Genomic DNA, 15,258 nt, shown 5'->3' on the forward strand with positions numbered 1-15,258 from the left:
AACAATATAAAAATGTATCAATGTAACAATTCCTGTCATTTTGAGCAAAGTGAAGAATCTCAATTGGTAAACTGTTAGATTGATACATTGTTAAATTAAATTTTTAACAAAAATTTTATGAATATTTACTCATATCACGGTATTCGTCCCATCATCAAACCTTCCGCTTATGTTCATCCACAAGCGGTGATTATCGGAAATGTAGAAATTGGCGAAGAAGTTTATATCGGCCCCAATGCAGTTATCCGTGGAGATTGGGGTAAAATTATTATCAAAGACGGTGCAAATGTTCAGGAAAATTGTACACTTCACGTTTTTCCGGGTATTGAAACGATTTTAGAAGAATCGGCACATATCGGTCATGGAGCAATTATCCATTCCGGGCATATTGGGAAAAACTGTTTGGTTGGAATGAATGCTGTGGTAATGGATAAAGCGGTAATCGGTGACGAATGTATTATCGGTGCATTGGCTTTCGTTCCTGCAAACTTCAGATGTGATGCGAGAAAATTAATTGTTGGTAGTCCCGCAAAGATTATCCGTGATGTTTCCGATGAAATGATTAAATGGAAAACAGAAGGAACAAAACTCTATCAGGAATTGGCAAGAGAAGGAAAAGATGCGATTCTACCTTGTGAACCATTTACAGAATATGTTCAGCAGATTCCTACGAAAGTTGTTGATTACAGCATTTGGGATGATGTGAAATGATTGTCCATAGCTAAACCTCATAGGTTTTCAAAACCTATGAGGTTTGAATATTAAAACACATAAATGAAGAAAAAACATGTCAAATACGGAAGGTTTTGAATATGGTTATGTATATCATATTTATACTCATGCAAACGGAAAAGATTTAATTTTTCGAGAAGATGAAAATTATAAATATTTTTTAAGTAAGATTTTAAAATATATTCTTCCGATAGCTGAAATATATGCGTATTGTTTAATGCCCAATCATTTTCATTTATTAATAAGGTTTAAAGATTCAAACCTAATATCAAATGAAGATGAGCATAAATATTTAATGAAACAGTTTAGTAATTTATTAAATGGTTATGCAAAAGCATATAATAAGAAATACAATAGAAAAGGAGCACTTTTTCTTGATTTTTTAAAACGCAAGAAAGTAGGCGATGAAAAGTATTTGATTAAATTATTACATTATATTCACAATAACCCCGTCAATCATGGGTTTGTTGAAGATATTAATGATTGGAAATATTCATCTTATCATTCTTACATTAGTTTGGTAAAAGAAAGTAAAATTGAAAGAAAAGAAATGATGCAATATTTTGATACAATAAAAGATTTTGCAGAATATCATAAGTCAAATGTTGAGTATGATTTTCTCACAATCGAATAAAATAGAGTTCAACTCAAACCTCATAGGTTTCTAAAACCTATGAGGTTTTGAAAGGACGATTAACAAATTAATAAAGTATGCTAAAAAAACTTCTCATTTTCTGCAGTATTCTCTTTGCATTTCAATCAATGGCTTTAGCCCAGACTGAAAATGTAAAACCATTAACTATTGGAGAAATCAGAACCATAAAGTCTAAGATTTTAAACGAAGATAGAATTCTTAACATCTATCTTCCACAAAATTTCGACAAAACAAAATCTTACCCAATTATCTATTTGTTGGATGGAAGCATGAATGAGGATTTTATTCACGTTACAGGATTGATTCAATTTTTTAATCAAATGTATTCTATGCCGGAAACAATTGTGGTTGGGATTGCAAATATTGATAGAAAAAGAGATTTAACTTTTCACACCGATTTAAAAGATTTACAGAAAGACTATCCTACTACAGGACATTCGGATAAGTTCATCAGTTTTTTGGAGAAAGAATTAAAACCTTATATCGAAAGTCAGTTTAAAACAACCGATACCTACATCTTCGGTCAATCTCTTGGCGGACTTCTGGCAGCAGAAATTCTCTTAAAGAAACCTGAGATGTTTAATAATTATTTTATCATCAGTCCAAGTTTATGGTGGGATGATGAAAGTCTTCTAAAAGAGGCTCCTCAATTGTTAACTAAAATTCCCGATACAAAGAAATTTATTTATGTTTCTGTCGGAAAAGGGGAGCATCCGGTAATGATAAAAGATGCCGAAAGTTTAGATGATATTCTGAAAAAATCAAACAAGAAAAACTGGACGTTAGAATATAGAATGATGGAAACAGATAATCACGCAACCATTCTTCACAGAAGTTTGTATGAAGGTTTAGTGAAATTATTTCCTTATCAGGAACCGAGATAAATGTAACAATATACCAATGTAAAAATCTAACAATTACATAATGCCATACTGCTGTTTTCGAGGCACCTCATTGGTAAATTGTTAGATTGATACATCGTTAAATTAAAATATAAATATTTTATGGAAAAACTAAAAAACTATATCCACGGCGAATGGGTGGAAGGTAACGGAAACGGAATTCCTTTATACAATGCCGTGACAGGAGAGCAGGTTGCTGTTTCGGATACAGAAGGGCTAAATTTTGAACAGGCTCTTGATTATGGTAGAACGGTAGGATACAAAAATCTTTCTTCAATGACGTTCTACGATCGTGGAGAAATGTTGAAAAAAGTAGCGCTTTACCTTTTAGAAAGAAAGAAAAAATATTACGAATTATCATATAAAACAGGGGCAACTCACGCAGATTCTTGGGTAGATATTGAAGGAGGTTTTGGTACGTTCTTCACGTATTCAGGATTGGCAAAAAGAATGCTTCCGAATACTCCATTTTGGGTTGACGGCGAAACTCAGAAAATTTCTGCAAACGGAACTTTCTTGGGAACTCACATTTTGACTCCAAGTGAAGGAGTTTCTGTACAAATCAATGCCTACAATTTTCCTGTTTGGGGAATGTTGGAAAAGTTATCCACATCTTTGTTGGCAGGTGTTCCGTCAATTGTGAAGCCTTCGCCATTTGGTTCTTATTTAACCAATGCGGTTTTTCAGGATATGATTGAAAGCGGTGTTCTTCCTGAAGGCGCACTTCAATTGGTTTGTGGTGAACCGGGAAATATTTTGGATTACGTTCAGGATGGAGATTCTGTATTGTTCACAGGTTCTGCAACGACGGGTAGAAAATTAAAAGCTTTGCCTTCTGTTTCAGGAAATTCTGTTCGTTTTAATATGGAAGCAGATTCTTTGAACTGTTCAATTCTTGGGTTGGATGCAAAACCGGGAACTCCTGAATTTGATTTATTCATCAAAGAAGTTCGTACAGAAATGACCACAAAAGCTGGACAAAAATGTACAGCAATCAGAAGAATTATCGTTCCTGAAAACTTAATTGGTGATGTTCAGAATGCTTTGTCTAAAGCTTTAGACCAGACGAAAATCGGAAACCCGTTAAGCAGAGATACAAGAATGGGTTCTTTGGTTGGAAAGCAGCAATACGATGAGGTTTTAAGGAAAGTAAATATCTTAAAAACTGAAAACGAACTTGTTTATGACGGAAAGCATGAGCTTGTAGATGCAAACTATGAAAATGGTGCATTTATGAGTCCTAAATTATTCTTAAATGATTCTCCTTTCACTAAAAATATCTCTCATGATGTCGAAGCTTTTGGTCCGGTTTCTACGTTGATGCCTTACAAAGATGCGGAAGAAGCTGCTGCGTTGGCAAAAAGAGGAAAAGGAAGTTTAGTAGGTTCAATTGTTTCTCACGATGAGAAGTTCGTTGCTGAAACTTCGTGGAAAATGGCTTCTCAGCACGGTAGAATTTTCGTGTTAAACAGAGACAATGCGAAAGAAAGTACAGGTCATGGTTCTCCGCTTCCAACTTTGATGCACGGTGGTCCTGGACGAGCAGGAGGTGGCGAAGAAATGGGCGGATTGAACGGTCTTCATTTTTTCCTTCAAAAAACAGCAATTCAAGGTTCTCCAGATATTTTGACGGCGATTACCAAAGTATACCAGCAAGGAGCTGAAAAAAAATATGCAGACAAACATCCTTTCCAAAAATACTTTGAAGATGTTGAGGTTGGAGATTCTTTGGAAACCGCAGGTAGAACGGTTACCGATGCAGATATTGTTAATTTCTCGAATGTTTCTTGGGACCATTTTTATGCACATACCGATGCAACGAGCTTAACAGGAACTATTTTCGATAAAACAGTTGCTCACGGATATTTTATCCTTTCTGCAGCAGCTGGATTATTCGTGTCAGGTAAAAAAGGACCGGTTATTGCGAATTATGGTTTAGAAAACTGTTCGTTCTTCAAGCCTGTGTATGCAGGAGATACGATTACGGTTTATTTAACAGCAAAAGAAAAAATCAACAGAGGCGTAAAAGGAAGAAATATTCCTTCCGGAGTTGTAAAATGGTTAGTTGAAGTTGTGAATCAAAGAGAGGAAGTAGTTTGTGTAGCGACTATTTTAACATTGGTGGCAAAACACTCTCCTTTTATCGACCTTAAAAATGTTCAGAAAATTGTAAAAGGATTATCTGAAAACACTCAACCAAGTTGGGGTAAAATGTCTCCTCAGCAGATGATCGAGCATTTGGAACATGGCGTTTTGGTAAGTCTTGGCGAACCTGAAGCAGATAAATGTTTCACACCTGAAGAGCAGTTAGAAAAATGGCAGGATTCACTTTACAATCACAGAAAAATGCCAAAAGATTTCCCTGCACCTTTCTTGGCTGAAGATGAAACTTTGTTAGAATTAAAACATAAAAACTTAGAAGCAGCAAAACAGTCTTTCTTAGATAATTTGAAAAGATTCTCTGTTTATTACAAAGAAAATCCACAAGCAGAACATATGAATTTTGTGTTTGGAAAATTAAACAAAGAAATGTGGGAACTGATGCACAAAAAACATTTTACGCATCATTTTGAACAGTTTGGATTGATTTAATATTTTAAATTTAATAATAAAACAATTTAACAGTGTAGCAATTTTTGTTACACTGTTTTTTTATAATCTTTTGTTAAAACACATTCCAGATTTTATGTCTTAATTTTTATTCCCTATTTTCAAGCTTAAATTAAATCATACAAACATGAACGATAGCTGGATGAAAAAATGGGAAGAAGTAAAAGATATTCTTACTTGCCCTACCGATTTGGAAACCTATTTTACTTCAAATGAAATTGGTGGTCAACAATTGGAAACTATGGAAATAGGAAACGTTTCTCTTCCTTCCGGAAAAGTAGTAGTGAGAGACCCATTGGTTTCTCTGGATGCGAATCAATCGCCTTATTTTGTTCAGGCTCCAAAAGGAAATTTTCCGGTAACGATTTCTGTTGTAAAATCAGAAGATTGGGGCGACAGATATGCCGTAGTGAAAGTAGAATTTACCAAAGAAAAACCTCTTGTTTACAGAGAAGCCTTAATTGGAATTGAAGAATTGGAAGGCGTAACTAAAGATGATTTTTTCGGTTTTGGAGTAGATGCCGGTTTAGGATGTATCACCGATGCAGAAGTGCTTCCGTTTGTAGATAAATTTACAGATGAATCTGATGTCGATAATCTTTACGATGATTATTTTGCTGAAATTTTTGCGCAGAGCTACAAACATAATCCCGACAATCAAAGGGATGCCGGAGACTGGATCAATTGGACAGTTCCGAATACAGAGTACCAAATTCCTATGTTTGCAAGTGGTTTTGGCGATGGCGAATATCCTGTGTATTTCGCTTATGATGCAAATGGGGAAATTTGTGGTTTATACATTCAGTTTATAGATATTGAATTGGCTCTAAGTGAAGAAGGAGACGAGGAAGATGTAGAATAATAAAGATGGATAAAACTTTTGTTGATAAAGTCATACAATTTAACCGTAATTTACAGTATTCCGGAAATCTTCCCGATGATTTTCAAGTTCTAAACCCGTATTTAGATAACCCTGAAACAATGGTTGTCATGGAAAAGTTTTATCATAAATATTATAATGACTCAAACCAAAGAAAATTTTTAATTGGAATTAATCCAAGTCGTCATGGAGCAGGAGTTACCGGAGTTCCTTTCACCGATACAAAACGGTTGGAAAGTGTCTGCGGAATTAAAATGGAATCTGCTTACACGCATGAAGTTTCTTCTGTTTTCATTTATGATATGATGGCAGCTTATGGAGGTGCAGGTGAATTTTACAGAGATATTTATATCAACTCTCCGTTTCCGTTGGCGATTGTAAGGAAATCGAAAGGTAGTTGGGTTAACGCCAATTATTATGATGACAAAGAACTTTTCAACGATGTAAAAAATTTCATGATTGATTCTTTGAAAAAACACATCAGTTTAAATCTTGATACTTCCGAAGTTTTTATTTTAGGGAAAAAGAATGCAGAGTTTATTTCAAAATTAAATAATGAAGCGAATCTTTTTGACAAAATGACAGTTTTGGAACATCCGAGATATATTCAGCAGTATAAATCCAAAGAAAAAGATTTGTATATTGATAAGTATATTTTAGCATTAAAGAACCAATAAATTATTGGTTTAAAAATCCTAAGAATTTTCTTTGAAGTGAACATTGTTCTCTATGGAGTTTATCGCAGAAGGCGCATTCCGTAGGAATGCAATCTGTGTAGAAAAGCAAACTAGTTAACAATTCTGCGTTCCGTAGGAACGCTATCTAAAAACAGTAAAGAATGCCCAACACATACACACAAATTTATATTCAACTTGTTTTTGCTACAAAAGGTAGAGACAATAAAATTATAAATTCTGTTCGTGATGAAATTGAAAAATACATTTGTGGTATTTTCAATAATAAAGGGCAAAAGTTTTGGCTATTTATGCGAATCCGGATCATGTTCACATCTTTTTTAGTTATAAAAATTTACAAATTACCATCTCAGATTTGGTGAAAACTGTCAAAACAGAATCGACAAATTTTATCAATGAAAAAAAGCTATGTCTAAATCACTTTGGGTGGCAACAAGGTTATGGTGCGTTTTCTTACGCAAAAAATCAGAAAGAACAAGTTGTAAATTATATTTTAAATCAAGAGTTACATCATAAGAAGAAAACTTTTAAAGATGAATATATAGAATTTTTAAATGCTTTTGAGATCGAATTTCAGGAACAATATTTGTTTGAGTTTTATGATTAGAAATTAGAGATAGCGTTCCTACGGAACGCGTCATCATTGTACCATTCAAATACTACACAGATAAGATTCATACGGAATCCTCCCTTACTCAACCTAATAAAAAAATAAAAATATGCCTTGGAATCCTGAAGTTTACAATCAATTTAAAAATATCCGTTATCAACCTTTTTTTGATTTAATGAAGTTGATTTCATCAGATGGTTTAAAAAAAGCAATCGACATTGGTTGTGGAACGGGCGAACAAACCCATATACTTTCAGAGAAATTTGAAGATGCTGAATTTTTAGGAATTGATTCTTCTGCTGAAATGCTCTCAGAATTTAATTTGTATCAGAATAACCGTTTAAATTTCAAGCAAAAAACGGTTGAAGTATTATATGATTCCGAAGAAAAATGGGATTTAATTTTTAGCAATGCTGCTTTGCAATGGTCAGATAATCATAAAAAATTATTTTCCAAACTGCTTTCTTTATTAAGTGAGACTGGGCAATTCGCTGTTCAAATGCCGGTGCAGTCTGAAAATATACTCAACCAAATTTTGTTTCAACTCGCTTCGGAAGAGCCTTTCAAAACACAACTTCAAGATTGGAATAGGGTTTCTCCGGTTTTAAGTTTAGATGAATATGCTAAAATGATGTTTGATGCTGGGTTGAAAGATTTAAATATCTCTATAAAAGTCTATCCGATTATTGCTGATGATGCAGAAAAGCTATTTCAGTTTATTTCAGGTTCGGCGTTGATTCCCTATTTGGAAAGATTGGATGAAGAGAACAAAGAGAAATTTACCAGTGAATATAAAAAGCGTATTGCTGAAAAATTTGATAGATTTCCTGCAATTTATGCATTTAAAAGAATGTTGCTATACGGACGAAAATAGATGAAGTGCTTTCCTGTAAAATTTAATTCCCCGAAGAACGGGGAATTATCATTTATGCCTAGAATCGTTTGTTGATAGCTTATAGCATAATAAAAGCTTTCATGGTAATTAGTTTGCTAACTTTTTTATCTATCACAAAATAACGGATTTCGATTAGAGCAGAATAGAGTATAAATACGGCATTTGAAAATCAGTATTTTTACTGATTTAATTTTGATTTAAATATTTCTTTAACTAAAAATTAGGACATTAGTTTTCTTAAAAGTCCTTTATTTAGTACTTTTGTATAAATCGAATACAAACTAAAAATGAGTGATTTTGTAACATCAGAAATTAAAAATAATATTGCCGAAATTACTTTCGGAACGGCAAAAAGTAATGCTCTTCCCGGAGCAATTCTCGAAAAATTAGCGGAAACAATTTTAGAAGAAGGAGCTAAAAAAGAAGTAAAAGCGATTCTTGTAAAAAGCGAAGGGGAAAAAGCCTTTTGCGCAGGGGCAAGTTTTGATGAACTTTTGGCAATTGAAGAACTTGAAGCATCTACAAAATTCTTTGGAGGTTTTGCTAAAGTTTTAAATGCCATGAGAAATTGCGGTAAAATCGTTGTTGCTAGAGTTCAGGGAAAAACAACCGGTGGTGGAGTAGGTTTGGCTTGTGGTGCAGATTACTGTTTTGCAACCAAAGATTCTGCTTTAGCTTTAACTGAAATTAATTTGGGAATCGGGCCTTTCGTAATTGGACCTTACGTAGAAAGAAAAATCGGAAAATCTCAGTTTTCGGCAATGGCAATTGATGCAGATTTCAGGTCGGCAGAATGGGCAGAACAGCACAATATTTATCACTCAGTTTCAGAAAACATTGCAGAAATGGATTTTAAATTGGAAAAATTCTTAAACACTTTGGCTACAAGAAGCGAAGACGCTTTAGCTTTAATTAAAAAAGTCTCTTGGGAAGGAACAGAGCATTTCAATGAATTAATGCCTGCAAGAATTCATATGAGTGCCAGTTTAATTCTCGAAGATTCTGCGAAGAAAAATATTGAGGCAATTAAAGAAAGATTAAGAGCAAAATAAAAAATAAGCGTTGAGATTTTCAACGCTTTATTTTTTGTATTCAGATTGCAATAAAGAATATAATACTGAATCTTCAAATATTCCATCCACCAAATAATGACCACGAAGATTTCCTTCTCGGGTAAAGCCAAAATGGTCTAGTAGTTTTTTTGAAGGCGTATTGTTTTCATCAATTAATGCTTCAATTCTGTTGAGCTGCATTTCTTCAAAGCCAAACTCAAGCACTTTTTCAACAGTTTCTTTCATAAAACCTTTGTTTTTAAATTCATCACTATTTAATGCATAACCAATTTCTGCACGATGATGTTGAGGATTCCAGGTATGAAAACCGCAATTCCCAATAATTACTGAGCTTTGCTTTTCTACAATTTGAAAGTTCAGCATTTTCCGATTGTAAGATTCATAGCCTTTTTGATGAATCTTTTTCTGTCGAATAAACTCCTCATCAGTAAGACCTAATATTTTCTTGATTTCGTCATCATTATTCAATTCAAAAATTTGATTCATCGTTTCTGAATCTAGTTTTTGAATTAGGAGACGTTCTGTCTTTATTGTTTCAAATGTCATTTTTTTCCGTTTAATTTTACCAATTTAAATTCTTGATATTGATTTATATAATTTTTTAATTCTCGCTGATTAAACAGATTTAGCATATAAAAAATTATATAATATAAATCTGTTTAATCAAAAAAATCTGCGTGAGATGTATTAAAATTTAGTTTTTCAATAAATTAATCGACACCGTTGCCAACTCAGAATTAGGGAACTTTCTGAATAGTTCTTTATCAATCTGCAATCCTGTTTCCATACAGATCTTTTTAAAAACATCAACTTCCAAAATATATTGATCAGAAAATCCATGTGTCGCTTCATACGCTGTAGCCGGAGTTTTGCCTAAATTTTCGCTGGTCAGTTTAGAGTCTAAAGCGTGAAGCTCGATAATTAAAAGTCCATTTTTTCTGATGTAGGGAAGCCAAAGTTCCAAATGTTCTTTCAGGCTTTCTTCCACCAAATTATTAGGAAGTCTTTTTCCTCGATAAGCAAACGCTCCGGTTGACGTGCTGATCCTTGTAGGATGATCGTTTTCCGGAACTTTCCAAACTCTGTTGTGATCTAAAAATGTTCTGATATTTAGTAAATCTGAAAGATCAATTTCATAATTTTCTTTTAAATCATCGGCTAATTTTTTAGGATTTCCAATGTCGCCCCAAATTACTTTTGCCCAAATATCGTTATTGATGAGGTTGGCTCTGGTTACTTTCAATGCAGCTTGGTTATAATCTGCACCTACCAAAAACAAAGGATGTTCTTCGAGCATTTTCCCACGAATTGTATATCTTTCTATGGTTTCGAATATATGTTGAATGAAAGCACCATTTCCGCAACCCATGTCTAAAACGCCTTTTGGTTGCAGATGAATAGGCTGATTGAAAATTTGAATAATAAAATCATTCGCCACCTTGAAATAATTGGAATGTGAACCACCACTTCCCCAAACATTCATTGCACGATCCACATGAATTTCATCTTCACCATCTGAAATTTCTCTTATTTTTGAAGCATCACCAAATAAAAGATCATTCATTTTATTCAGCAACGGAAGATAAGAAACAGTAACACCGTAAGATGGCGCTCTTTTGGCAAAATAAATTCCGGTTTCGGTAAATTTATAATTGTCGCCAGTCTTTTTAAACCAACCCAAATAAGCCAAGAAGTCTAAAATTACTTCAAAATTCTCTGAATTTTTATGAAACTCTGCCGCCTGAAATGATGTTTCCATAAAATATTTATGAAACATTCCTGTCATTCCGAGATAGACAATGACGGGACCGATGATGCAGCCTTCAATATGTTTTAAGATCTGTTCCTGGACACCTTTTTCTTCAATATTATCAGAAAGCTGAATTCCAAAATGGTCTTTCACAGAATCGCTCAATCGCGTAAATTCTTCAATGAATAAATTTTCGTTGATCTGATTTTTAATATCTGTAGAATGTTTTAAAAAAGAAATTACCTTAAGGTAAAGCAAACTGTATTTTTGCAGAAACTGAGTTTTTCCATTAGCTGAAAATAGTATTCGATCAGTCTCGTTATCGACTTCATAATCTAAAAAGCCTTGCGATGCTAAAGCTCGAATCGCAACATTCAAATACCCTTCGTTGGCTTTCAACTCTTCAGAAAGTTCGCTCAAAGACATTTTTTGTCGCTCAATAATGAAAGCAATGATCTCTTTTTTCATCAATGAAGCAACGATGGGGGCAGTGACGACGCCATCCAAATGCCTGAATATTTCTGAGCGCAAAGTTTCTTTGTCCATACAATACGTTTTTTTAAAGTTAAGAATTTGAACAAAATATTTCAATAAAAGTTTTGTTATTTGAAAATTAAATATAACTTTGTAATTCAAAGTTCTTTTTATATGAAATCAAAAAACTATCACGAAGACTTATCGCATATTCGTTCTATGATGGAACGATCTTCAAGGTTTATTTCATTAAGCGGGTTATCCGGAGTTGTTGCAGGTTTAGCGGCAATATTCGGTGCAGCTTATGTCTGTTTCGTTTTTGAAAGGGAAGGACTCAATTATTTTGATGGAGAGAGAATCACTTTCAGTAAAAGTATGGTCAATGAACTGGTCATTACTGGAACTGTGATTTTGATTGTTGCCGTCTTAAGTGGATATTTTTTTACAGCCAATAAAAGTAAAAAGAAAGGTTTGAAAATTTGGGATGCGACAACTAAAAGACTTTTGTTTACCTTTGCAATCCCTTTATTGACGGGTGGATTTGTTTGTTTGGGCTTATTGTACCATCATCTTTTTTCATTGGTTGCTCCCGCTACTTTGATTTTTTATGGTTTGGCTTTGGTAAGTGCAGAACGCTATACTTTAACAGATATAAAATATTTAGGATATTGTCAGATTGGTTTAGGACTTATTTCTTTGTTTTTTTTAGGATGGGGATTAGTCGCATGGACTTTTGGTTTTGGTGTTTTGCATATTGTATATGGTTTGATTATGCATAAGAAGTATAAATAGTTAGTTAGTTAGTTAGTTAGTTAGTTAGTTAGTTAGTTAGTTAGTTAGTTAGTTAGTTAGTAGATATGGGAAATATTATTTCGTTTAGGGATTTGATTGTTTGGCAAAAGTCACATGAATTTGTTTTGGAGATTTATAGAATAAGTTCAGCATTTCCAAAAGAGGAAACTTATGCTTTGACAAGTCAATTAAGACGAGCGGCTGTTTCAATTCCAGCTAATATTGCAGAAGGATTTACTAAGAAAACCTTACCAAATAAGCTGAATTATATTTCTCATTCTGAAGGATCATTACAAGAGGTAAAGTATTATTTAATCTTAGCAAAAGACCTTAATTATATTAATAACATAACCTTTGAAAGCGTTATTAATTCATGTGAAGAAATTGGAAAATTATTGAATGGATACATCAAAACGATAAAAAATTATCACCAAAATAAATAAAACTAAAAAACTAAAAAACTAAAAAACTTTTTTAACTAAAATACTAAGCAATGATTAACATCAGTCAACTCAACAAAGAATTCGAAAGCCGTGTAAGATTGGGCATTATGTCTGTTCTTATGGTGAACGACTGGGTTGATTTTTCTGAAATGAAAAATATTCTTGAAATTACAGACGGAAATATGGCAAGTCACAGCAATGCCTTGGAAAAGGCTAATTATATTGAGGTGAAAAAAGAGTTTGTAGGTAAAAAACCGAAGACTTCATACCGTGTAACACAATCGGGAAGAACTGCATTTACTGAGCATTTGGATGCATTAGAAAAATTAATAGGCAGATAAAGTCTATATTTTTTTGAAAATTTACTTTGAAATACAAAGTACTTTTAATAAATAAAATTGAAATATTATGATGACACAAAAACAAACAACAGCATTGATTTATTCTGTACCTGCTCTAATAATTAGTGTTGCGGTACTTGGAAATCTATTTTCTAAAGAATTCAATTGGTCTCCTTCCGATTTTATTATTGCCGGAATTCTTTTATTCGGAACAGCTCTTATTATCGATTTGATTCGTCGGATTGTAAAAAACAAAACTTACAAAATCCTCTTATGCGTCGTGGTTTTGTTTGTACTCATTCTTACCTGGGTAGAACTTGCGGTGGGACTTTTCGGGACACCTTTTGCCGGAAGTTAATTTTTTATTTTTAAAAATAATGACAAGAAAACATTTTCTCAAGCGACTTTTACAGCTTTCAGCAGTTGGAGCTTTACCTTTTCTCTATTCTTGGCAGATTGAACCGTTTTGGGTAGAGTTTGTGGAACGGAAACTTCCGATTAAAAATTTACCTGAAGAGTTAGAAGGAAAAATTCTGATGCAGATTTCAGATTTACATGTAGGAAACAGATTCGACTGGAATTTTTTGATTGAATCTTTTCAAAAAGCTGAAGAGTTTAATCCTGATTTTGTGGTTTACACTGGAGATTATGTGAATCATGGTACCGAAGAAGACCATAAAAATTTAGAAAAAGTAATGGCAAAAGCGGTTTATGGAAAACTGGGAACTTTCGGAATTCTCGGAAATCATGACTACGGAAAAAACTGGAAAGATTTGGGTTCTTCGGAAGAGATTTATCGTATTCTCCAAAACAATGGCATCACAATGCTTAAAAATGAGCAAACAGAATCTCATGGTTTAAACATTATCGGCTTTGATGATCTGTGGTCACCCAATTTTGATCCGATGAAAGTGATGAAAGATTACAATCCTGAAAAAGCAAATCTTGTACTTTGTCATAATCCCGATGTTTGCGACAAAGATGTCTGGAATGGTTACCAAGGCTGGATTTTAAGTGGTCATACTCACGGTGGACAATGCCGAATTCCAGGTGTGATTACTCCAATTCTTCCGGTGGAAAACAGAAAATATGTTTCAGGAGAAATTGATTTGGAAGACGGAAGAATGTTGTACATCAATCGCGCTTTAGGCCATTCTTTTCAGGTGAGATTTATGGTGCGTCCCGAAATTACAGTTTTCAAACTTGAACGTGATGAAGAAGTTTGAACTAAATAATATTGCATTAATTTATTTCTGTATCAGTTGGCTGATTGGGATTATGATTTTTTTATTAATGCTTTTAGAAATACAGGATGAACTTGCATTTAGTTTGATCTTTTTGTCAGGATTGAATATAATTATAAACCTCCTTTCGATATTACTTCTCTTTGTTTTTTATTATGTATTTCCGGAAAATAAAAAAGAGTTTAAAAATTCGGCAATTCTCCTATTTTCCAATTTTCCAATTTTATTTCTTCTCTACATATTTTTAATATTAGCATAAATAACTATGAAAAAACTACGTGTGCAATTCCTACTTTTTGTCTACGACAAAACACAAAAACTGTACAGAAAATATTTCAAAAAGAAAAAAAGACAATGGCAGTTTAATGAAAAACAATTGCTGGAATTTCACAAAGATTCTTTAGGCAGAAAATTAGGTGAATTCTATAAGAAACACGGTTTTACCATGATTCCTAAAATGGAAAACCACGACGTACATCATTTATTAACAGATTGTGGAACCAATTTCGAAGACGAAATCGCAATGCAGTTTTTGCTTCTCGGAAACGGAAAACTCAATGCCCATCTTTTGGCAGCAGTGGTTTTAGGAAGTATTATCCTTCCGGAATATCATAAAATGTATCGTAATGCTTACCAAAAAGGAAAAAGTATGAGAGCATTTCACCACATCGATTTTGAATCTTTATTGTGGCAGAATTTTGAAAATATTCAGGATTTTTTCAAGCAAAAAGAAACTCCTGTTTTCTATTAATCTTAACCTTACCCTCAAACTCAATCTTATGAAAACACATCACTATATATTTCTCAGTACCATTGCATTTATCGTTTTATTTTATAATGAAAATGTAGGTTTAAATCTTGGTATTTTAGGCGTTCTATACTCAGTGTTAACGCTTATTAAAACCTCGGAAAGGAACCGCAGCAAAACAGTTTTTCTGCTTTTTGCAACAAGTATTCTGTCGAGTATAGCTTTTGCTTGGTTCGGCGATTTTAGCTCGTTTCTGGCATTGGTAGTTTCGCTTTTGCTGCTTTCTTTCCGGTCAAAAAACAAACGTCTGAAAGTCCTGTTGCTGATTCCTGTTTTTATAGTCAATTGCTTCACATTTATATGCCGAATTTTCAGTTTTGACAATTGGCTTCCGAAAAGAAATTTTCAAGCAAA

17 protein-coding genes and 1 pseudogene are annotated in these 15,258 nt (G+C 33.4%); 15 read left to right on the forward strand and 3 right to left on the reverse strand.

What is annotated here, in order from left to right; genetic code table 11:
* Positions 1-117 precede the first annotated feature (117 nt).
* The 9 genes and pseudogenes from B5X64_RS17650 (at position 118) to B5X64_RS17690 (ending at position 9,031) form a co-directional block, all read left to right on the forward strand.
* Positions 118-711, forward strand: a complete 594-nt coding sequence (locus tag B5X64_RS17650) for an acyltransferase (RefSeq protein WP_079466494.1) — start codon at positions 118-120, stop codon at positions 709-711.
* Between the two features lie 76 nt (positions 712-787).
* On the forward strand, positions 788-1,366 hold the full coding sequence (locus tag B5X64_RS17655) for a transposase (protein ID WP_079466495.1): 579 nt from the start codon (positions 788-790) through the stop codon (positions 1,364-1,366).
* Positions 1,367-1,443: 77 nt separating this feature from the next.
* The gene (locus B5X64_RS17660) at positions 1,444-2,271 is read left to right on the forward strand and encodes an alpha/beta hydrolase (protein ID WP_079466496.1); all 828 of its coding nucleotides are present in this window, start codon (positions 1,444-1,446) and stop codon (positions 2,269-2,271) included.
* 120 nt (positions 2,272-2,391) lie between these two features.
* The gene (gene paaZ, locus B5X64_RS17665) at positions 2,392-4,881 is read left to right on the forward strand and encodes a phenylacetic acid degradation bifunctional protein PaaZ (RefSeq protein WP_079466497.1); all 2,490 of its coding nucleotides are present in this window, start codon (positions 2,392-2,394) and stop codon (positions 4,879-4,881) included.
* 145 nt (positions 4,882-5,026) lie between these two features.
* Entirely contained in the window at positions 5,027-5,761 is a 735-nt protein-coding gene (locus B5X64_RS17670; RefSeq protein WP_079466498.1) for a DUF4241 domain-containing protein, read from the forward strand.
* Between the two features lie 5 nt (positions 5,762-5,766).
* Positions 5,767-6,456: an SMUG2 DNA glycosylase family protein gene (locus tag B5X64_RS17675; RefSeq protein WP_079466499.1), complete on the forward strand. Its 690-nt coding sequence runs from the start codon at positions 5,767-5,769 to the stop codon at positions 6,454-6,456.
* Between the two features lie 161 nt (positions 6,457-6,617).
* Positions 6,618-7,081: pseudogene (tnpA, locus tag B5X64_RS17680) on the forward strand (IS200/IS605 family transposase).
* Positions 7,082-7,193: 112 nt separating this feature from the next.
* Positions 7,194-7,958, forward strand: coding sequence for a methyltransferase domain-containing protein (locus B5X64_RS17685; protein ID WP_079466500.1), 765 nt, complete (start codon positions 7,194-7,196; stop codon positions 7,956-7,958).
* A gap of 308 nt (positions 7,959-8,266) precedes the next feature.
* Positions 8,267-9,031: an enoyl-CoA hydratase/isomerase family protein gene (locus B5X64_RS17690; RefSeq protein WP_079466501.1), complete on the forward strand. Its 765-nt coding sequence runs from the start codon at positions 8,267-8,269 to the stop codon at positions 9,029-9,031.
* A gap of 27 nt (positions 9,032-9,058) precedes the next feature.
* On the opposite strand, the gene B5X64_RS17695 is transcribed toward B5X64_RS17690, so the two are convergent.
* Together B5X64_RS17695 and B5X64_RS17700 are read right to left on the reverse strand one after the other, a co-directional pair.
* A complete protein-coding gene (locus B5X64_RS17695; protein ID WP_079466502.1) occupies positions 9,059-9,598 on the reverse strand; it encodes a GNAT family N-acetyltransferase in 540 nt (179 codons plus the stop codon).
* 148 nt (positions 9,599-9,746) lie between these two features.
* Positions 9,747-11,348, reverse strand: a complete 1,602-nt coding sequence (locus B5X64_RS17700; RefSeq protein WP_079466534.1) for a class I SAM-dependent methyltransferase — start codon at positions 11,346-11,348, stop codon at positions 9,747-9,749.
* A 102-nt stretch (positions 11,349-11,450) separates the two neighbouring features.
* On the opposite strand from B5X64_RS17700, the gene B5X64_RS17705 reads away from it, so the two are divergent.
* The 6 genes from B5X64_RS17705 to B5X64_RS17735 all read left to right on the forward strand — a co-directional run bounded on the left by B5X64_RS17705 (position 11,451) and on the right by B5X64_RS17735 (position 14,847).
* Positions 11,451-12,068 carry a hypothetical protein gene (locus B5X64_RS17705; RefSeq protein ID WP_079466535.1) on the forward strand — a complete coding sequence of 206 codons (618 nt, stop codon included), beginning with the start codon at positions 11,451-11,453 and terminating at the stop codon, positions 12,066-12,068.
* Positions 12,069-12,133: 65 nt separating this feature from the next.
* Entirely contained in the window at positions 12,134-12,511 is a 378-nt protein-coding gene (locus B5X64_RS17710; protein ID WP_172459107.1) for a four helix bundle protein, read from the forward strand.
* 50 nt (positions 12,512-12,561) lie between these two features.
* Positions 12,562-12,852 carry a winged helix-turn-helix domain-containing protein gene (locus B5X64_RS17715; protein WP_079466503.1) on the forward strand — a complete coding sequence of 97 codons (291 nt, stop codon included), beginning with the start codon at positions 12,562-12,564 and terminating at the stop codon, positions 12,850-12,852.
* Between the two features lie 67 nt (positions 12,853-12,919).
* On the forward strand, positions 12,920-13,210 hold the full coding sequence (locus tag B5X64_RS17720; RefSeq protein ID WP_228418981.1) for a hypothetical protein: 291 nt from the start codon (positions 12,920-12,922) through the stop codon (positions 13,208-13,210).
* Positions 13,211-13,229: 19 nt separating this feature from the next.
* A complete protein-coding gene (locus tag B5X64_RS17725; protein WP_079466504.1) occupies positions 13,230-14,078 on the forward strand; it encodes a metallophosphoesterase in 849 nt (282 codons plus the stop codon).
* 283 nt (positions 14,079-14,361) lie between these two features.
* Entirely contained in the window at positions 14,362-14,847 is a 486-nt protein-coding gene (locus tag B5X64_RS17735; RefSeq protein WP_079466506.1) for a Coq4 family protein, read from the forward strand.
* A gap of 81 nt (positions 14,848-14,928) precedes the next feature.
* Here the strand turns inward: B5X64_RS17735 and B5X64_RS17740 are convergent, their stop codons facing one another.
* Positions 14,929-15,198: a hypothetical protein gene (locus B5X64_RS17740; RefSeq protein ID WP_123920675.1), complete on the reverse strand. Its 270-nt coding sequence runs from the start codon at positions 15,196-15,198 to the stop codon at positions 14,929-14,931.
* Positions 15,199-15,258: the final 60 nt, after the last annotated feature.

Source organism: Chryseobacterium balustinum (assembly GCF_900168205.1).
Taxonomy (GTDB): domain Bacteria; phylum Bacteroidota; class Bacteroidia; order Flavobacteriales; family Weeksellaceae; genus Chryseobacterium; species Chryseobacterium balustinum.